The sequence below is a fragment of the Streptomyces sp. BBFR2 genome (assembly GCF_044497305.1).
In the GTDB taxonomy this organism is placed as follows: domain Bacteria; phylum Actinomycetota; class Actinomycetes; order Streptomycetales; family Streptomycetaceae; genus Streptomyces.
This window is the reverse complement of record NZ_CP172415.1, coordinates 2,625,958-2,644,080: the sequence shown is the minus strand read 5'-3', so window position 1 is coordinate 2,644,080 and position 18,123 is coordinate 2,625,958. Positions and strand designations below refer to the sequence as shown.

Annotated in this window: 19 protein-coding genes; 5 read left to right on the top strand and 14 right to left on the bottom strand. The window is 73.7% G+C overall.

The window, feature by feature from the left end; translation table 11 throughout:
• Window positions 1-28: 28 nt before the first annotated feature.
• The 3 genes from ACGH2B_RS10015 to ACGH2B_RS10005 form a co-directional block, all read right to left on the bottom strand.
• Window positions 29-247, bottom strand: a complete 219-nt coding sequence (locus ACGH2B_RS10015; protein ID WP_399087166.1) for a DUF397 domain-containing protein — start codon at window positions 245-247, stop codon at window positions 29-31.
• 144 nt (window positions 248-391) lie between these two features.
• The gene (locus ACGH2B_RS10010) at window positions 392-616 is read right to left on the bottom strand and encodes a DUF397 domain-containing protein (RefSeq protein ID WP_399087164.1); all 225 of its coding nucleotides are present in this window, start codon (window positions 614-616) and stop codon (window positions 392-394) included.
• The gene (locus ACGH2B_RS10005; protein ID WP_399087163.1) at window positions 597-1,439 is read right to left on the bottom strand and encodes a helix-turn-helix domain-containing protein; all 843 of its coding nucleotides are present in this window, start codon (window positions 1,437-1,439) and stop codon (window positions 597-599) included. The genes ACGH2B_RS10010 and ACGH2B_RS10005 overlap by 20 nt, the downstream gene beginning before the upstream one ends.
• Before the next feature lie 115 nt (window positions 1,440-1,554).
• Here ACGH2B_RS10005 and ACGH2B_RS10000 point away from each other — a divergent pair, with 115 nt between their 5' ends.
• Window positions 1,555-1,785: a hypothetical protein gene (locus tag ACGH2B_RS10000; protein ID WP_399087161.1), complete on the top strand. Its 231-nt coding sequence runs from the start codon at window positions 1,555-1,557 to the stop codon at window positions 1,783-1,785.
• Window positions 1,786-1,847: 62 nt separating this feature from the next.
• Window positions 1,848-2,057, top strand: a complete 210-nt coding sequence (locus tag ACGH2B_RS09995; RefSeq protein WP_399096888.1) for a hypothetical protein — start codon at window positions 1,848-1,850, stop codon at window positions 2,055-2,057.
• Window positions 2,058-2,077: 20 nt separating this feature from the next.
• Here the strand turns inward: ACGH2B_RS09995 and ACGH2B_RS09990 are convergent, their stop codons facing one another.
• The 5 genes from ACGH2B_RS09990 to ACGH2B_RS09970 all read right to left on the bottom strand — a co-directional run bounded on the left by ACGH2B_RS09990 (window position 2,078) and on the right by ACGH2B_RS09970 (window position 8,944).
• Window positions 2,078-3,373, bottom strand: a complete 1,296-nt coding sequence (locus ACGH2B_RS09990) for a hypothetical protein (protein WP_399087159.1) — start codon at window positions 3,371-3,373, stop codon at window positions 2,078-2,080.
• Window positions 3,370-4,419: a hypothetical protein gene (locus tag ACGH2B_RS09985; RefSeq protein ID WP_399087157.1), complete on the bottom strand. Its 1,050-nt coding sequence runs from the start codon at window positions 4,417-4,419 to the stop codon at window positions 3,370-3,372. The genes ACGH2B_RS09990 and ACGH2B_RS09985 overlap by 4 nt, the downstream gene beginning before the upstream one ends.
• Before the next feature lie 469 nt (window positions 4,420-4,888).
• Window positions 4,889-6,763, bottom strand: coding sequence for a PTS transporter subunit EIIC (locus ACGH2B_RS09980; RefSeq protein ID WP_399087155.1), 1,875 nt, complete (start codon window positions 6,761-6,763; stop codon window positions 4,889-4,891).
• A gap of 156 nt (window positions 6,764-6,919) precedes the next feature.
• On the bottom strand, window positions 6,920-7,858 hold the full coding sequence (murQ, locus tag ACGH2B_RS09975; protein ID WP_399087153.1) for an N-acetylmuramic acid 6-phosphate etherase: 939 nt from the start codon (window positions 7,856-7,858) through the stop codon (window positions 6,920-6,922).
• A 141-nt stretch (window positions 7,859-7,999) separates the two neighbouring features.
• Window positions 8,000-8,944 (bottom strand): MurR/RpiR family transcriptional regulator, encoded by a 945-nt coding sequence (locus tag ACGH2B_RS09970; protein ID WP_399087151.1) that lies wholly within the window; start codon window positions 8,942-8,944, stop codon window positions 8,000-8,002.
• Window positions 8,945-9,067: 123 nt separating this feature from the next.
• Here ACGH2B_RS09970 and ACGH2B_RS09965 point away from each other — a divergent pair, with 123 nt between their 5' ends.
• Both ACGH2B_RS09965 and ACGH2B_RS09960 read left to right on the top strand, forming a co-directional pair.
• Window positions 9,068-9,439 carry a hypothetical protein gene (locus ACGH2B_RS09965; RefSeq protein ID WP_399087149.1) on the top strand — a complete coding sequence of 124 codons (372 nt, stop codon included), beginning with the start codon at window positions 9,068-9,070 and terminating at the stop codon, window positions 9,437-9,439.
• Between the two features lies 1 nt (window position 9,440).
• Entirely contained in the window at window positions 9,441-9,749 is a 309-nt protein-coding gene (locus ACGH2B_RS09960; protein WP_399087147.1) for a DUF4031 domain-containing protein, read from the top strand.
• A gap of 122 nt (window positions 9,750-9,871) precedes the next feature.
• On the opposite strand, the gene ACGH2B_RS09955 is transcribed toward ACGH2B_RS09960, so the two are convergent.
• The 5 genes from ACGH2B_RS09955 to ACGH2B_RS09935 form a co-directional block, all read right to left on the bottom strand.
• Entirely contained in the window at window positions 9,872-11,131 is a 1,260-nt protein-coding gene (locus ACGH2B_RS09955) for a Cmx/CmrA family chloramphenicol efflux MFS transporter (RefSeq protein WP_399087145.1), read from the bottom strand.
• Window positions 11,132-11,345: 214 nt separating this feature from the next.
• The gene (locus tag ACGH2B_RS09950; RefSeq protein ID WP_399087143.1) at window positions 11,346-12,014 is read right to left on the bottom strand and encodes a hypothetical protein; all 669 of its coding nucleotides are present in this window, start codon (window positions 12,012-12,014) and stop codon (window positions 11,346-11,348) included.
• 97 nt (window positions 12,015-12,111) lie between these two features.
• Window positions 12,112-12,987, bottom strand: coding sequence for a transporter substrate-binding domain-containing protein (locus ACGH2B_RS09945; RefSeq protein ID WP_399087141.1), 876 nt, complete (start codon window positions 12,985-12,987; stop codon window positions 12,112-12,114).
• Between the two features lie 106 nt (window positions 12,988-13,093).
• The gene (locus tag ACGH2B_RS09940) at window positions 13,094-13,726 is read right to left on the bottom strand and encodes a hypothetical protein (RefSeq protein ID WP_399087139.1); all 633 of its coding nucleotides are present in this window, start codon (window positions 13,724-13,726) and stop codon (window positions 13,094-13,096) included.
• 446 nt (window positions 13,727-14,172) lie between these two features.
• On the bottom strand, window positions 14,173-14,631 hold the full coding sequence (locus ACGH2B_RS09935) for a hypothetical protein (protein WP_399087137.1): 459 nt from the start codon (window positions 14,629-14,631) through the stop codon (window positions 14,173-14,175).
• Between the two features lie 410 nt (window positions 14,632-15,041).
• On the opposite strand from ACGH2B_RS09935, the gene ACGH2B_RS09930 reads away from it, so the two are divergent.
• Window positions 15,042-15,779: a copper homeostasis protein CutC gene (locus ACGH2B_RS09930; protein WP_399087135.1), complete on the top strand. Its 738-nt coding sequence runs from the start codon at window positions 15,042-15,044 to the stop codon at window positions 15,777-15,779.
• A 49-nt stretch (window positions 15,780-15,828) separates the two neighbouring features.
• On the opposite strand, the gene ACGH2B_RS09925 is transcribed toward ACGH2B_RS09930, so the two are convergent.
• A complete protein-coding gene (locus tag ACGH2B_RS09925; RefSeq protein ID WP_399087133.1) occupies window positions 15,829-17,958 on the bottom strand; it encodes a HelD family protein in 2,130 nt (709 codons plus the stop codon).
• Between the last annotated feature and the right edge of the window lie 165 nt (window positions 17,959-18,123).

The following is an 18,123-nucleotide window of genomic DNA, read 5'->3' as shown; positions in this document are numbered from 1 at the left end:
CCGCGCCCGGCCGGTGCCCGCCCGCCGCTCAGCTTCCGCTGAACGTTCCGCCGTTGACCCCGCGCACGAACCGCGCCCATGCCGTGGCCCGGAAGGTCAGCGCGGGGCCGTCGGGCCGCTTGGAGTCGCGGACGGGGACGATGCCGGGGAGACCGGCGGCGACTTCGAGGCAGTCGCCGGTCGCATCGCTGTACCTCGACCTGTGCCAGGTGGCAGTGGACAGGTCGTACTGGATGGTGCTGGTCACAGTGGGTGCCTCCGCTGTCGGGCCGGTCAGGCTGCTACGCAGAGAATCCCCGGGGGAGGCGGAGGCATGCGGGCCGCTTCGTGACGCGCCTCGGCCCCGGCTCCTGAAGGGGAGAGCCGGGGCCGAGGCGGTTGCGCGTACGGTTCAGGCGTTGCCGAACGTCCCGCCGTTGACGCCGTTCACGAACTGGTTCCAGGACGTGGCCTGGAACGTCAGCGCGGGACCCTGGGGGCGCTTGGAGTCCCGTACGGGGACGATGCCGGGGAGGCCGTCGGCGACCTCGACGCAGTCGCCGCCGCTGGGGCCGCTGTAGCTCGACTTGTGCCAGACCGCAGCGCTCAGGTCGTACTCACTCTTGCTGGTCTTCATCGGTGAATGCCTCCGCTGCCTCTTCGATCAGGGCCAGGGACGCTTCCGGTGACAGTGCGCTGGCCGCGAGAAGATCGTAGGACAGTCCGTACTGGCTCACCGTCGCTGGATCGTCCAGCAGTTGACCCGAGCCCATGCCGTCAACGTACGCGAGCGGAGGGGCGTCGGTGAAGGCCATCAGCTTGAGCGAACCTTCGATCGCGGTGTGCGCTCCCACACTGAACGGCAGCACCTGAACGATGATCCTGCGGCGGCGGGCCAACGCGGCGATGTGTCGCAGCGCCTCCGCCATCGCACCCGGGCCGCCCACCTTGCGCCGCAGCACCGCCTCGTCGAGAACGGCCCACAACATCGGTGTTGTTGGGTTGTCGAGGAGCCACGCGCGTTCGATTCGGTTCACCACCAGCTCATCGATGATCGAATCCGGCGCAGTGGGGTGACCTCCACGGAAAACGGCTCGCGCGTACCCCTCCGACTGCAACAAGCCCGGGATCAGGCTGGGCGAATACTGTTTGATCGACGTCGCCTGAGTCTCCAGCTCCGCCACTTCCGCGAAGTGATCCGGGTACTTGGACCTGGCAGCGGCCTCGCAGTTGCGTGTGAAGTAGCCGTCGGTCTTGAAGATTTCGTCTATTTTCTGCGCGTACTCGGGCAGCAGGCGACGGATTCCCGCCTCCAACTGGCCGATGAAGGAACCGCTCACGAAGAGCTTCAGGCCCAGTTCGTCCTGGGAGAGGCCCGCTTTCTCCCGCTGGTGCCGTAATTCCGCGCCGAGCATCGCGCGGGGTGAGGCGGATGGATCGAGACGCTTGGGTTTCGCCATGGAGAACTCCAGGTCAGGCAGGGGTTGTTGTTGGGTCTGCGCCCCTTTTCCAGGCTAGCCCAGACCGGCCACGCTGTGTGGCGAACGTCATACACAGTGTGGAAGGTGGAGAACGATGGCGATGAGCGAACGGCGGCGGCTGACGGCCGACGCGCTCTGGGAGGCGGACGACGCCGTGCGGGCGCTGGACGAAGGGCTGCGGGCGCACGGCGTCGTCCTGCCGTCCCTGGGCGTCGACCCGGTGTCGTGCGCGACGGTCGACCCGCGCCCCCTGATCGAGCTGGGCCGGTGCAATCTCGCCACCGCCCGGCAACTCGTGGACCTGATCGCGAGGTGCGGCGCGTGAACACCGGACGGCCCCAGGGAGTGCCCCGCGCCGTCGCCTGGCGGCGGACCGCCGGTGAGCCGCTGTGGCTGCGGCCCGGTGGCTACGCCGTCGACGTACGGGACGGCCGCGTCGGGCGGATCATGGGCCGCGAGGGCCCGTACGTACAACTGCGGCCGGCGGGCGGCGGGCGCGAGTGGGACTGCCCGCCACAAGCGCTGCGCGAGACGGTGCTGCGGGAAGAACTCCGGGCCCGGGTCGCGGAGGTGAACCAGGCGAGCCGGTTGCCGTGAGCGGGGGCCGCCGCGTCGCTTCAGGGCGCGGCGGCTTCGGGTGCGGCGGGGGTCTCGGCAGCGTCGGGAGCTTCGGGCGTTTCGGAGGTCTGTGCTTCGGCCGGGGACGCGTCGTCGGGCACTGCCTCGGTCCGCCGGGAGCGCAGGCGGGCGAGGGCGGCGCAGAGCAGGGCGGCGAGCGGAGCGGCGTACAGGGCGTGGTTCAGGCCCGTGGGCGGCAGGAGCAGGCCGATGACCTGATGGGGCGCCAGGTGGCGGGTGGGGGAGGCCCAGAGGGCGGAGACCGCTCCCGCCACCGCGCCGAAGCCGATCGCGCCCGCCGTGTAGCCGCACAGCCCGGCGAGCGCCGCGCGGGCGGTACGCGGCAGACCGTCGGTGAGCGCCGTGACCGTGAAATACGCCGCCGCGAAGAGCAACAGGAACGCCTGCCAGGCGTAGAGCATCATGAAGCGACGCAACAGAGGCTCAGCGCCCAGGAGTTCGGGGACGTCCAGACCGGCCAGCCGCTGGAGATCGTCGGCGCAGATGTCGGCGTGGTCGGCCGGCGCGCACCAAAAACCCGCCACCGGGGAGAGCACGTGCCCCGGCAGGGCGCTCAGCACGAGGTACAGCACGAGCGCCCCGGCGGCGGTGGCGAGGAGCGTGGCACCGATCCGGCGGCCGAGTGTCGGCAACGGACCCCGGAAACGGCGGAGCATGTCGCGCCAACCGGTCGGCGGCGCGCTCCGGGCCACATCCGGATCGCGGGCGAGCAGCACCATCGCCGTGGTGAAACCACCGACGAAGCCGAGCAGCACGGCATGCCCGAGCCCGGACCGGACATCGAGGAACAGGGCGTACGAGGCGTTCCCGCGCGCCGTCGGATCGAAGGACAACTCCGGCAGCCGGGTGAGGGCCAGCGCCACCAGATGCGCGGCCGGAGCGAGCACCGGCCAGGCCGCGATATGCGCGTACGACCTGGTCAGCGCGGATTCCGGGTCTCCGGGCGGATACGTCGTACGGGCCGTGAGAGCACGGGAGACGGCCGTCAGCAGGAAGACGAAACAGGCCGTCCACACCGCCTCCAGGACGAGCGCGGCGCCGCCCGCCGCGGTGCTGAAGCGGCGGACCGGCGAGACGGTGATCAGCCGCAGCGCGTCGAGGGTGTCACCGGGGGCGACGTCCGCGCCCGCGCGCCCCGCCCAGTCGAGCTGCACGGGGAGCGCGCCGGAGAGGTGGACGGCGGCGACGAGGAGCGCGGCGCAGACGAAGGGGGAGCGCGGGACACGGAGGCGGAAGCGGCCGGTCCGGGCGGGCCCGGGGGCCGGGGCGTTCACCGTGCCTCCGCGGTGACCCGGAACGGCGTGCCGTCGTTGTCGAGCGTCGTCGTATGCGTCTCCTCGCCGTCCCACCAGGTCAGCGTGGCCTTCCACTCGACGTAACGGGCCTGGCTGCGGCCGACGACCAGCAGGTCGTAGACCTCGGAGGTGGAGACGGTGACCGGCAGCCGCATCGGCTCCCGGTCGTACCTTCTGCCCAACTCGCGGGCCGCCCCCTTCTGGTGCGGGCTGTTCTGGAGGTAGCGCGAGGAGACCGGGCGGTTGACGGGCAGCGTGTCCAGATCGACGGTGAAGATCTCCGGACCGGGCCCGCCACCGCAGTCCACGGTGGGCTGGGTGGTCCCCGGCAGCGGCGCGGTGCGGCGCAGCACCGTGACGGAGAGATCCCGGAGCTGCACGGACGGGCCGGTGTTGCCGCGGATGCTGATGGCGGAGGCGACGGTGCCCAGGTGCGTGATCTTCCGGTCCCGCTCCCACCGGGTGAGCGCATGCGGGTCCGCGTTCGGGAGCGCCGACCGCAGCCCCTCCTGACCTGGGGCGACACGCCAAGCGGTGGAACAGGTGTCGTCATCCTGCGCGGCGGCGAGCACCAGCGAAGGATCCCCGAACGCCGCGTCGTACCCGGCGGAGACCAGGGGCGTGGCCAGCGGAACGATCCCGAGCGCCAGCCCGACCACGGCGATCTTCCGGTCCGTGTTGAGAGCGGTGAACCAGCGGAGGAGGCGGCGCGGGAGGCTGGGGCGGCCGGTGGCCGGGGGCGGGGGCGCGCCCGGGGACGCCGGGTCGGTGGCCGGGACTGGTGCCGGTGTCGGTTCGGCGGCCGGGTCGGGGTTCGGGTCGGCGGTGGCGCGGGTGTCAGGTGCGTCCGGGGCCGGTGCCGGGGTCGGATCCGGGCTTGGCGTCGGGGTCGGCGTGGGGGCCGGTGCCGGGTGGGGGACCGGACTTGGTGTGGTGGCCGGGGCCGGGCTCGGGTCCGGGGAGGGTGCCGGGCTCGGGTCCGGTAGGGGCTGGTCCGGTGGTGTGCGGAAGGTGTCGCGCGGCATGTTCCCAACTCCCCGTTACGTCGGCCCTCTTCGGGAGGGGAGCGTACTGGCTGGAGACGGGGGTGACACGGGCACCCGGGCGGGATGACGTACGGCGCGGAGCGCGGGGACGGGCGAACTGTCCGCGCGGAGCGGCGTACGGCGGCGCGAGCGGCCGGGCGAATCGCCGGGCGAGGAACGGCGCATGGCGACGGGTGGCAGGGCGGTCGGGGTCGAAGCGGGATCGGGGGCGAAGCGGGATCGGGGCCGATGGGGGACAGGGCGGCGTGTCCGGAACCGGAACGACCGGCGCCGGACGGGCGCCTGTGCGGAGCCGTCAGCCGGTCAGAGGGGCGAGCCCGGGCACTCCGTGGGTGGTGCCCCGGGGCCGGCGCCCGGCGGTGAGCTTCGGATGAGCACCCGGGGCCGGCACCCGCTGACGGGCCCCGGGCCGGTGCCCGTCGCCGGTCTCCGGACGGTGAGGTGGCGGTCAGGCGGTGGCGGACTCCTTCGGGGGAGCGGCGTCCGGAGCCGGGGGGGCGGGGGACGCTTCGGCGCCCGCCGGGGTGGCGCCCGGAGCCGGGGCGGCGCCGTCGGCTATCCGCGCCGAGCCGTCTGCGGCGGCTCCCGGGGACGCACCCGCGGGCGGCGCCGGGGCCGCTCCCGTGGAGGTCTCCGGCGACAGCCCGCTCCCGGCAGCTCCCGGGGCGGCCTCCCCCGGGGCGCCCTCCGGTGCCGTGTTCAGCTCCGCGAGCATCTGGCGGCTGAAGCCGAAGAAGTACGTGGCCAGGAAGCCGGTGAGGTAGCCGACGGCCAGTCCGATGCCGTAGATCGCCAACGTCGTGCCGAGGCCGGCATTGCCCTTGACCAGCGGGAACAGTGCCCATCCGGACGGGCCGATGGCGGTGGAGCCGACCGCGTCGCCGAGTTGGTTGCACAGGCCGACGAAGCCGCCGCCGAACGCCCCGCCCACACACGCCGTGATGAACGGGCGGCCCAGCGGCAGCGAGACACCGTAGATCAGCGGCTCGCCGACGCCCAGGAAACCGGCCGGCAGCGCGGACTTGATGGTGCGGCGGACCGAGACGTTCCGGGGCAGCCGGAGGTAGACGGCGAGGGCGGCGCCGACCTGACCCGCACCGGCCATCGCGAGGATCGGCAGCAGGACGGTGTACCCCTGCTGCTCGATCAGGGTGGTGTGGATCGGGATGAGCGCCTGGTGCAGCCCGAGCATGACCAGCGGCAGGAAGAGCCCGCCGAGGACGAACCCGGCGAGCGCCCCGCCGTGCGCCAGCAGCCAGTTGGCGACCGTACCGATGCCGCTCGCCACCTCGCCCGCCACGAACATCAGGCCGTAGATCGTCACCAGGCCCGTGACCAGCACCGTGAGCGTCGGGGTGAGCAGGACGTCCAGCGCCTCCGGGACGCGGCGGCGGCACCACTTCTCCACCCGGACGGCGAGCAGCGCGGCGGCGAGCGCCCCGAGGACGCCGCCCTGCCCTGGTGAGAGCTGCTGCCCGAACGCCGTGATGTTCGCTATGCCGGGGAAGACGATGACCGCGGAGACCGCCCCGCCCAGGACCGGTGTCCCGCCGAACTCCTTCGCGGTGTTGTAGCCGACGAACACGGCGATCAGCGACATGAAGCCGGAGGCGACCGCCGCCAGCGCCGGTACGACGGACGGCAGCCAGCCGAGGTTGGTCAGCAGCCCGTTGATCCCGGCGACGATGCCGCAGCCGATCAGCGCCGGGATCAGCGGCACGAAGATGTTCGCGATCCGGCGCAGGAACAGCTTGAACGGCGTGGCGTTCCGCGCCTTCTGCCGCGCCTTGAGCGCGGCCCCCTGGGCGGCCAGATCGGCGGCCGTGGGCGGGGGACCGCCGGGCGCGGACGATCCGGCGGCCGCGGCGGAGGCACCGGGAGCGGGCGCCCCGGCCGATGCCGACGACGGAGCCGAAGCCGAGGCCGGCGCGGCATCGGCCGGGGCGCCCGGCGGGCCGTCCGCCGTGGGGCCACCGGACGCGGCCGGAGCGGTGGTGCCGGATGCCGCGCCACCGGCGGCCGCCTCCGGTGCGGGACCCGGCTCCGGCGCCGCCCCGGTGGCCCGTTCTTCCTCGGCCAGCCGCTCGAACTCCGGGGTGACGCGGGCGACCGCCCCCGGGCCCAGCACGATCTGGTACGTGTCGTCCTCGACGACGCCCAGGACCGCGGGCAGCGCCTTGAGCGCCTCGTCCCGGACCAGCGAACGGTCCCGGATCCCCAGCCGCAGCCGGGTCATGCAGTGGGCGATGGAGGTGATGTTCCGGGCGCCGCCGACGAGGGGGAGGAGCGCGGCGGCGGTGGCGCGGTTCTTGTCTTCGGACATGTGCGGAGCCTTGCTGTGCGGACAACGAAGGGCGGGAAAGAACGGTTCGTATCAGGATGAATCGGGTGGCCGGAGGGCGCGACGGAACGGAACCGCGGCGGTGCGGGACCGCCCGGGCGCCCGGCCGGGGACCGGACGGTGCCGGCCGGGCCGGGATCAGGCGGTGCGGGCCGCTTCCAGGGCCTCGCGCAGATGGCCGCGTGAGGCGTCGAGGAGGCGGGTGGCCGACGGGGCGTCGACCTCGCCGAGCACGATCAGGATCGCGTTCTTCACCTCGCCGTCCGCCGCCGCGAGCGCGGTCTCTATCTCCGCGTCGGACGCACCGGTGGCCAACGCCACGATCCGCCGCGAACGGGCCTGGAGCTTGTCGTTGGACGCCCGGACATCCACCATCAGGTTCCCGTACGTCTTGCCGAGCCGGATCATCGTGATCGTCGAGAACATGTTGAGCACCAGCTTCTGGGCCGTCCCCGCCTTGAGGCGCGTCGAGCCCGTCAGCAGCTCCGGCCCGACGACGATCTCGATGCCGTGCTCCGCCGCCCCGGCCAGCGCCGATCCGGCGTTGCAGGACAGTCCGACGGTCAGCGCCCCGAGATCCCGGGCGTGCTCCACCGCGCCGACCGCGTACGGCGTACGGCCCGAGGCGGACACCCCGACGACGGTGTCCCGCTCGGTCAGCCCCAGCGCCGTCAGGTCCTCGGCGGCCAGCGCCTTGCTGTCCTCCGCGCCCTCCACCGCCGTGACCATCGCCGACGGGCCGCCGGCTATCAGCCCCAGCACCTCGGACGGATCGGTGTTGAACGTCGGCGGGCACTCACTGGCGTCCAGCACCCCCAGCCGCCCGGCCGTCCCGGCACCGGCGTAGATCAACCGGCCGCCCTCGGCCATCCGGGCGGCCATCGCGTCGATCGCCGCGGCGATCCGCGGCAACTGCGTCGCGACCGCGCCGGGCACCCGGGCGTCCTCGTCGTTCATCGTCCGGGCGATCTCCAGCGTGGAGCGCCGGTCGATCTCGGCCAGCTCGGGACGGAACGCCTCGGTCGTGAGCGTGTCCAACTGGGCCCGTAGCTGGGCCTGATCGGTTGTCGAAGTCATGTGGCGGCTCTTTCCGGCTCGTACGGACGGATCTGTACGACGTGCGGTGGTGCGGGTGCGGGCGAAGCGCCGGGCGGGGCGCGGGTCGGTCGACGGCCGGGCGGGCGCCACCGGGCGGGGCGGCGCACGGCCGGCGGTCGGTCAGCGGTGCGGGCGGGGGGAGTGACGGTGGGCGAGCGCTTCGTAGGAGGCGGACAGCGCGGGCGCCGCGGTGTCGTACGTCCGCTGCGCCACGCCTATGAACAGGCAGTCCACGACGAGGAGCTGGCTGGTCCGCGACGACATCGCCGCGGGCCGCAGCTCACTCTCCCGGGCCGTGGAGGTGGTCAGGATGTGATCGGCGTACGAGGCGATCTCGCCGTCCGGGCGGCCGGTGATCGCGATGGTCGTCGCACCGTGGTCGAAGGCGACCCGCAGCGGCTCTATGACATCCGTCGTCCGGCCCGAATGGGTGATGGCGAGGGCGACGTCCCCCGCCCGCATCTGCACCGCGTTGGTCACCGCGAGATGCGGATCGGCGTGGGCGTGCGCGATCAGACCGATCCGCAGCAGCTTCTGCACCAGATCCTGCCCGACCAGGCTCGACGCCCCTATGCCGTACACATCGATACGACGGGCCGAGGCCAGCGCGGAGACCGCCGCCTCCAGTTGGGTGACGTCCAGACCGGCGGCGGTGTCGGCCAGACACTGCTGCTCCTCCTGCGCCAGCTTCGCGACGACGTCGATCAGGGAGTCGTCGACCGCTATGTCGGCGGTGACGGCGGGGGCGCCGCCCGCGGCCTGCTGCGCGGCGAGCGCGGCGAGCGCGAGCCGCAGATCGCGGTAGCCGGGATAGCCCAGCAACCGGGAGGTGCGCACGACGGTGGCCTCGCTGGTGCGGGTGCGCTCGGCCAGTCCGGTGACGGTGAGGGCGGCGCAGCCGGCCGGATCACCCGCGACGGCCTCGGCGACCCGCTGCATGGAGCGGGTCATCGACGGACCGAGGGTACGGACCTTGGCCGCCAGCGCCGCGGGGGCGGGCGGAGTGGGGGCGGGCCGGGACGCGACGGCCGCCTCGGTGAAAGTTTCCTTCACGCTGCTGCTCACGCCTGAAAAGTAATTTCAACGCCGGGGTGCGTCAATACCTCGGCCCCGGCCTGTGGATAACTCCGGCCGGGCTCGCGGCGGAGCTGTGGACGGCGGAGCGGGGTGTCACCGGTCCGCGCGACAATGGAGGACATGGAGCTGGAACAGGCATTGCACGCCGCGCGGGCGCTGGTCCTCGCCGACCTGGTGGCGAACGACGTCGCCGACGCCGACATCGTCTCCCTCGTCGAGGACGCGGTCGCCCACCGCCGCTGGTGGGTGGAGCAGTGGCCGGCCGGGGCGGAATTCGTCGCCGGGCTGATAGCCCAGGACGTCCAGGACGCCCTGCTGGAGCGGTACGGCCGCTGGCCGCTGTGCCCGGTGTGCACGGAGTCCGGCGATCCGCACGCGCTCGACGTGGAGCCCGAGTTGGGGCCCGATCCGCACTGGGTCTGCCCCAAGACGGCGGTCGCGGTGGCCCGGGTCGGCAGGCTCGGCGCGCCCGCGGAGCACTGACGTGACGCTCTACATCGACCCGCCCACCTGGCCCGGTCACGGCCGCATGTGGTCACACCTCGTCAGCGATGTGTCGTTCGACGAGCTGCACCGCTTCGCCGCCGCCCTCGGCATCCCTCCGAAGGCGTTCGAGCGCGACCACTACGACCTGCCTCGGGAGCACTACGACGAGGCGGTACGCGCCGGTGCGGTCGAGGTCGGCAGCAAGGAACTGCTCCATCGCCTGACCGCGGCCGGTCTGCGCCGCCCCAAGCACCGTGCGCCGGATGACCGGACCGGCAGCGGTCCCGGTGTTCGGCCCGGCGGGTAGGACGGGCCTCGCCGGGTCCCGGAACGGAGGGGCGGCCCGTCGCGCCCCCGCAACGGAGAACGGCCGCGGGCACCGCCCAAGAGGCGGCTCCCACGGCCGTACCGGCTTCCGTACCGGACAGATCAGCGGCGTGCGCCCGCTGCCGCGTCGTCCTCCTTGGTCAGCTCCACTCCGGAGACCGCACCCGGCGCCACGCCCGGCCCCGATGCGGCGACCACCCGGGAGCGGTGCGGCGCCCGGTGCAGGCGGAAGGCGACGAAGGTGGTGGCGACCGCCACGGCGGCCAGCCCCGCGCCCAGCCACGCCGTGTACTCGTACCCCAGACCCGCGCTGATGACCAGCCCGCCGAGCCAGGGGCCGAGGGTGTTGCCGACGTTGAACGCCGCGGTGGTCGTCGCCCCGGCCAAGGTCGGCGCGGCGTTCGCGACGTTGAACATCCGCGCGTTCAGCGCCGGAGCGGTGGTGAACGCCGTCACGCCCAGCATCAGCGAGAGCGCGACCGCGGCGAACGGGCTGTGCGCCGTCAGCGCCAGCGTCGCCAGCACCAGCGTCGACGCGGAGATACCGGCGAACAGCGTCGGGAAGAGATGCGCGTCGGCGACCCGGCCACCGATGAACGTCCCGATCAGCGCGCCGAGCCCGAACAGCGCGAGCACCGTCGGCACCCAGCTCTCCGCCAGCCCGGCGGTCTTGGTCAGCAGCGGCGAGAGGTACGAGAAGAGCGCGAAGACCGCGGCGCCGTTCATCGCCGTGGCGGTCAGCGCCAGCCAGACCTGCTTGTCCTTGTAGATGGACAGCTCACGGCGGAGCCGCGGCTGATCCGCACCCGTCGGCACCTCCGTACGGGGCACCGCGACGACCACGCCCACCAGGCCGATCGCCGCCAGCACGGCCACCGCCCAGAACGCCGAACGCCAGCCCGCGTGCTGGCCCAGCAGGGCACCGGCCGGAACGCCCGCGATATTGGCGATGCTCAGCCCGCCGACCATGACCGCCATCGCCTTGGCCCGCTGGTTCAGCGGCACCAGCGACACCGCGACGGCGGCGCCGACCGCCCAGAACCCGGCACACGCCAGCGCGCTCACCACCCGCGAGACGAAGAGCACGCCGTACGTCGGCGCCAGCGCGCCCGCGACCTGCCCCAGCCCGAAGACGGCGAGCAGGGCTATCAGCGTCGTGCGGCGCGGCAGCCGCAGTGTCGCGGCGGCGAGGACGGGCGCCCCCACCACCATCCCGATCGCGAACGCGGAGACCAGCAGCCCCGCTTGCGGAATGGAGACGCCCAGGTCCTGGGCGAGCGGTTGGAGGATTCCGGACAACATGAATTCGCTCGTACCGAGAGCGAAGACGGAAAGGCCCAAAATGTAGACAGCGACGGGCATACGGGAACGTGGGGAGGGGGCAGGCATGTCCGTCACCAACAGTGCCCGTCCGCGGTGCATTCCCGCCACGCCGACGCCATCCGGTATGTCCGGAAGTGTCGGTGACCCTGTGGTCGCGGCCGCGGACCGGCGCGAGTCCCCGTCGCCCCCGGCTGCCCCCGGCGCCGTGCCGGCCACCGCGCGCCCGCCCGCGAGCCCCGACCGTCCCCGCAGGTCAGCGGCCCAGTAGCGCCAGCTCCGTCGCCAGGTTGTGCCGGGCGACGTGCTCCCAGCGCTCCCGGCCCAGCGGGGTGCGGAACAGCCGTGGCAGCTCCAGGAGTTGGCGTAGCACCGCCGCGCGGCCCGCGGTGAAGTCCGGATCCGGTACGAAGCCGTACTCCTCGCGGACGGCCGCCGCGTACGCCGCGTAGGCGTCCGGAGTCCCGGCGAGCACCGCCAGATCGGCGTCGCACAGCACCTCGCCGTCCCGGTCGCCGGGCTCCGGATCGTGCGTGACGGTGAGCCGCACCAGCCGGGCGACCTCCGCCGTGCGGTCGGCGTCGAGCCCCAGCTCCGGCAGGGCGCGCTCGGCCAGCGCCGCGCTGCGCTCCTCGTTCTCCGAACGGTCCGGCCGGTAGACCGCGTCGTGGAACCACGCCGCCAGCTCCACGGTGCCCGGATCGGCGGCGTACGGGGCGAGTTCGTCGATGCGCTCCAGGACGGCCGTCAGATGCGCGACCGTGTGGTAGCGGCGCTGCGGCTCCGCCCAACGGGCCAGCAGGTTCGCCGCGTACGGGGCCGGATCGGGGCCCGTCGCGCCACGGGTGCGGGCCACGGTCGCCGCCCAGCGGCGGTGCAGCTCCGCCGCCGGGCCGCCGGGCTCCGTACGGGAGTCGGAAGTCATACCGCCATTGTGGCGCGCCCGCCGGACGGCGGCCCGCCCCGGGCGCCGGGGGCGGCTCCCGCTCTCCGCGCGCCCCGGCCCGGCGGGGGCGGCGTCCCTAGGAGGCGGGCGCGTCCCGGCACGACAGTTGGCCCACGGAGTCGGCGGACGGTTTGAAGGCCGTCTGCCAGTTCTGCGTGCTCTTGGTGATGGACGGCAGCGAGAGGTCGAAGTCCCGCTCCCAGTCGGTGCCGTTGAGGTAGTCGCGGAGCTTGTCGCTGAGCTTGCGGCAGTCCGCGCGGTACTTCTTCGCGATGGCGATGCCGTAGTCGTTGGGCGAGCCGACGACGATGCCGGGCACCACCTGGAGCCCCGGGTACTTCTGGGTGAAGCCGTAAAGGATCATCTGGTCGGTGGAGACCGCCGTCGCCCGGCCCTCCCGGAGATCGGCGATACAGCGGGAGGCGTCGGCCACCTGATAGACGCTGATCTGGCCGTACGCGGGCTTGTTCAGCTCCTGGAACGAGGTGGTGCCCTTCCAGGTGCACACGGCCCGGCCCTTGAGGTCCTCCAGCTTCCGGATGCGGCGGGCGTCCTTGTTCCGGATCATCACGCCCTGCGAGGTGGTCGCGTACGGGCCGATGAAGTCGACGTTCTTCATCCGTGACGGCGTGATCGAGTACGTCGCGGCGACCAGATCCTTGTCGCCGTCGGTGATCACCTGGCCGCGGTTCTCCGACGGCACACTGCTGAAGTCCGCCTTGGCGCCGACCCCTTCGAGCAGATGCCGGGCCACGGTGATGTCGAACCCGGCGAACTTGTAGGAGGACTCCTCACCGGTGCCCGGCTGGTCGTTCTTCACCCCGACCGACACCGAACGCTGGGTGAGGAGCGACGGCGCCGGGTCGTCCGCGCAGGCGGACGCGGTCAGGGCGGTCAGGATGAGCAGCGCGGCGCCCCCGAGGGCGCGGCGCCGGGGCGCGGCTGATGTCATGGAATCTCCCCGTTGTGCGTGGTGTGACAGGCGGTACGCGGCGGCGGTCGGGCGCGGGCGTACCCGGTGGGCGCTCCGGGCGGCACGGCCACCGGAGCCGCCCGGATCAGGAGTCGTGCAGCACGGCTTCGGTGGCCCGGATGTCCGTCCGGCAGTGCCGCCCGGGATCCTTCTCCGTCAGCATCACCTGAATCCGTACGGAGGGGGTGCCGGCGTTCAGGACGAAATCGAGCGGCCGCCCGGAGCGGACGGGCACCTCCTGGGCGGGTGCGCCGCCGTCCATCAGGTACGCGGTCGCCGCGGTCCGGTAGGCGCACGCCGGGGCGCTCGGGTCGTAGTCCGACACCGTCAGGGTCAGGCGCAGCCGCTCGCGGGGCTCGCGGAGCGCGGCGCCGCCGAGGGTGAAGTCCAGGGTGTGCGCCCGACCTGCCAGCGGCAGCGTGCCGACGCGCCGCACCTGCCCCGTCACATCGATGTCGGCGTGCGCGGCGGCGTACCGGAACGAGAGCCAGCCGCCGACCGTGGCCAGCACCGAGACCAGCGACAGCGCGCCCACCGCCGCCACGCTGGGCGTCTTACGGATCAGCACCCGCACGGCCGCCGCGGCGACGGCGAGCGCGGCCAGCGCGATGCTCGGCGTGTACTGCCCGGCCGGGCCGTGCGGATCGGTCGCCTGGGCGATCACCAGGGCGGCGCAGGCCAGCAGCAGCGGCAGCCAGCGGGCGCTGGGGTGCATCACCCAGCGGATGATCACGTTCTTGATGTCGTTGGCCGCGATGGAGTGCGGGCCGGTGGTGACGGGGTTGTTGTGCCGGACGTGGTGGTTGTGGACCTCGGCGGGGGCGTCGGCCGCCCGGTCCCCGGCCCCGCCCGGGGGCGGAGGGGCGTCGGCGCCGGCCGTGCGCGGCTTCCCGGCGTCGGCTCCGGTCCCGACTCCGGTCCCGGTGGGCTCCGGCTTCCGTGCGCGCCCCTCCTTCCCCGGGGGGCCCGACTTCGGGGCGGAGCCCGGCTTCCCGGTGGAGCCCGGTTTCCCGCCTCCGGCTCCGGCGCGCTCCGGATCCCCGGTGCCGGTGCGCCGCTGACCTGCGGCGTCGCCGTCGGGGCGCGGCCGGGCCGGGGGCTTTCCGGCCCCCGCGCGCCCGGTGCGTCCTGAGCCCCGTGCGGGGCGCGACGGTCTCCCGCGCCTCACGAGGCGCCGCCGCCCGTACCGCCGCCCAGATGGACGGTGCCGTTCACCACACCGATCGCGGCGGAGTGATCCCCGTACGCGACGGGGGAGTTGACCGTGGTGCCGGAGAGGTGCGGCGCCAGGTGGGAGAGGAATCCGGCGGCGTCCCGCGCGGTGGCGGGGCCGGCCAGCCAGGCGGTGAGGGCCTTGGCCAGCGCCTGCCGCTCGGCGTCGTCCAGCCGCGCCAGCCGTGCGTCCAGGGAGGCGGCGCGGCCGATGTCGAGCACGGGCTCCGTGCCGCCCCCGAGGCGGTCGCCGTCGCGTCCCAGCAGGCGCCGGAAGAAGCCCTCCCCGGCGTCGACCGTGCGCTCCGTGATCCGCTGCTGGGCCGCCGCGAGCACGGATGTGCCGAGGCTGCTCGCCGCCATCGCGAGATACGGAGCGATCTCGGCGGACACCGTGGCCAGTTCTGACATGTGTGTCTCCCCCCGTCGGCGGACCGTGTGCGCGGTACCGCAACGCCCTTACCGGGAAGGCGTGTTACCCGTATCCGCCGGGTTTCACACCTTCTTCTCAACTCGGTCCGTGAGGTGCGGAACGGGGCGCCCGCGGAGGTGCGGGGCGCCGCCCGGAGAGGTGTCCGCGAGGGGGGCGTTCCCCGGCGGGGAGGCGCCCGCCGGGGGTTCCGGAGTGCGTGGCCCGCCCACCCGGGGGGGATCGCGGAACGTTTCCGGCCGTGTCCGTTCCGTAAAAAAGTCGTGGAGCGGCAGGCACCGTTTACGCTGGGGCGTGATTGGACTAGACCTATCGCGGCGGCTCCCCGGGCGTCGCCACCCGCACGACGCCCGCCCGCCGCACCGTCATCGCCACCACCGATTGGGGTCCCATGAGTAACCACCTTGGGGGCACACACCCTCGGCGCCACCACGCATTGCTGGAGGTGATCGCGCTCGACCCGCAGGACGCGGTCGCGGCACAGAACGGCGGGGCCGACCGCCTCGAACTCGTCACCGACATCGCCGCCGACGGGCTCACCCCGCCCCGCGCCGTCTTCGCCGCGATCCGCGCCGCCGTCACCCTCCCGCTCCGGGTGATGCTGCGCCACCACGACGGCTTCGCCGCCGGAGACGTCGACGCCCTCCGCGCGGACGCCGCCGCCCTGAGGGCGGAGGGCGCCGACGAATTCGTCCTCGGCTTCCTCACCCCCGACGGACGCCCCGACCTCACCGCCGTACGGGCGCTCACCGACGTGCTCGAAGGCTGCCGCTGGACCTTCCACCGCGCCCTCGACCACGCCGCCGACCGCGACGCGCTGCGCAAGGAACTCGCCGCGCTCCCCGGTGGCCCGGACACCTTCCTCACCGCCGGATCCGCCGCCGGCGTCGCCGAGGGCCTGCCCGTCCTCCTCGACGAACACGTCCGCACCACGGCCGGCGAACCCGGCTACGCCCCTCGGATGCTGGTGGGCGGCGGCCTCACCCTGGACCACCTGCCCACCCTGCGCGCCGCCGGACTCGACGCCTTCCACATCGGCGGCGCCGCCCGCCCGCACGGCTGGTCCGGCCCCGTCGACGCGGCGGCCGTACGGCGCTGGCGCACCGCCCTGGACGGCGCGCGGGAGTGACGCCCCCGGGGCGCGCGCCGCACCTGCCCGCGCCCCGGGAAGACACGGCTCAGCGCACCGCCGCGCCCTCGCCCTCCGCCGTCAACCGCTCCGGCAGCTCCGCCGCGTGGACGACGGTCAGCCCCGACACCGGACGGGTCAGGCAGACGTAGAGACGGCGCAGACCGGTGCGTTCGTCCGGCTCGCCGTCGACGATCGCGGCGGGCTCGTCCAGCACCACGTAGTCGTACTCCAGACCCTTGGCGAGCGTCGCCGGAACCAGCGTCAGCCGCGCCTCGGCGGACGTCTCCTCACCCGGGGCCAGACACGGCAGCCCGGCCTCCTCCAGAGCGGCACGCAGCCCCGGAACCCGGGCGTCCGCCGCGATCAGACCGACCGAACCCTCCTTGCCCAGGGCGTCGTGGCACGCCGCCAGCACCGACGCGTCCAGCACCTCCGGGCGCACCCTGCGGATCTCGAAATCGCCCGCCGCCTCACGGATCGAGGTGGCCTCCCGCAGATCCGGCGCGATCGCCGGGAGCAGCCGGGACGCGTACGCGATGACCTCACGCGGCACACGGAAACCCTGCGTCAGCTCCTCCACCACCGAACCGGGCTTGCCCAGGTGCCCCAACGCCTCCTCCCAGGTGTCGGTCGCCCACGGCGTGGTCCCCTGGGCGATGTCCCCGAGCACCGTCACCGAACCCGTCGTGCAGCGGCGGCCCACCGCGCGGTACTGCATCGGCGACAGGTCCTGCGCCTCGTCCAGCACCACATGACCCAGCGACGGCGTCCGCGCCACCAGGTCCATCGCCTCGTCGATCAGCACCGCGTCCGCCGAGCTCCACCTGGCGCTCTTCACACTCCGCGCCGGCTTCGCCCACAGGACCGCCTTCTGCTCCTCGGGCGTCAGCAGCCCCTCGGCGTGCGCGGCCAGGAACTCCGCGTCGCCCAGCAGCCGCAGCACCAGCTTCGCCGGATCCACCGGCGGCCAGACCGCCTTGACCGCCGCCTTCACCGCGACGTTACGGGCCACCGTGTCCTGCACCCGGTCGTCCGGCGCCTCGCCCGCCTGCTCCATCCGCACCAGCACGGCGTGCGCGATCCGCTGCGGCAGCGCCTCGCGCGCCGCGCCGTACCGGATGTCCCGCTCCCGCAACTCGTCGACGATCTCCTGGAGTTCGTACGCCGGGACGCGCCAGCGCCGCGAGCCGCGCACCACCACGCACGCCTCCTCGGGCGAGGCGACGTGCGACCACACCGCCCGCCGCAGCACCTCGGCCATCCGCGCGTCCCCCTTGACCGACGCGGCCGCCGCGTCGTCCTTGGCGCGCACCTCCACATGGCCCACCAGGGAGTCGACGGTCGCCTGCTTGACCTCCAGCTCACCCAGGGCGGGCAGCACCTGCTCGATGTAGCGCAGGAAGGAGTCGTTCGGCCCGATGACGAGGGTGCCGGAGCGCGCCAGCCGCTCCCGGTGCGCGTACAGCAGATACGCGACCCGGTGCAGGCCCACGGCCGTCTTCCCGGTGCCCGGCGCCCCCTGGACGCACACCGAACCGCCGATCCCGGCGCGGACGATCTCGTCCTGCTCCGGCTGGATCGTCGCGACGATGTCCCGCATCGGGCCGACGCGCGGCCGCTCGATCTCCGCCTGGAGCAGCGCACTCGTCCGCTCCGCCTCCGCCGGATCGCTCAGATGCTCGTCCTCGTACGCGGTCAGCTCGCCACCGGTGTAGCCGAACCGGCGCCGCATCCGGAGGTCCATCGGGTCCTTCTTGGACGCCCGGTAGAACGGCTGCGAGACCGGCGCGCGCCAGTCGATGACCATCGGGTCGCCGTGCGCGTCGTGGACGTGGCGCCGCCCGATGTAGAAGTTCTCGCCCCCGTGGCCGCCCGCGCCGCCCTCGGACGGGTCGAGGCCCGGCGCGTGCAGATAGTCGAGGCGGCCGAAGAACAGCGGGGTGTGGGCGAGGTCGGCGAGCGCCTTGATCCGGGCGTCGATCTCGCCCTGGAGGACCTCGGCGTTGACCCAGTTCGCGGTGACGTCGGCGATGTTCAGCGCCTCGGCGTCGGCGCGCATCGCGCGCAGCGCGGCCCGGGAGGCGGCGAGATGATCCCGCTCACTGCGGAGCGGATCGGCCCCCTCGCCGGCGGCCGGGGCGTGCGGATCGGGTACGGGATGAGCGTGCGCGGGCACGGGCGTTGCCTCCGGTGGACTCTCACTGCGGCGGGCACGCGCCCCTGCGGTCGGGCACGGCGGGCCGTCGTTCGGAACGGACGCCGGACGGGCCGCGCCCTCGGGAGGTGGGGCGGCCATCGGCGTGGTGCGAAGGACCGGCCGGTTTCCGTCCGGTCGGCGGCG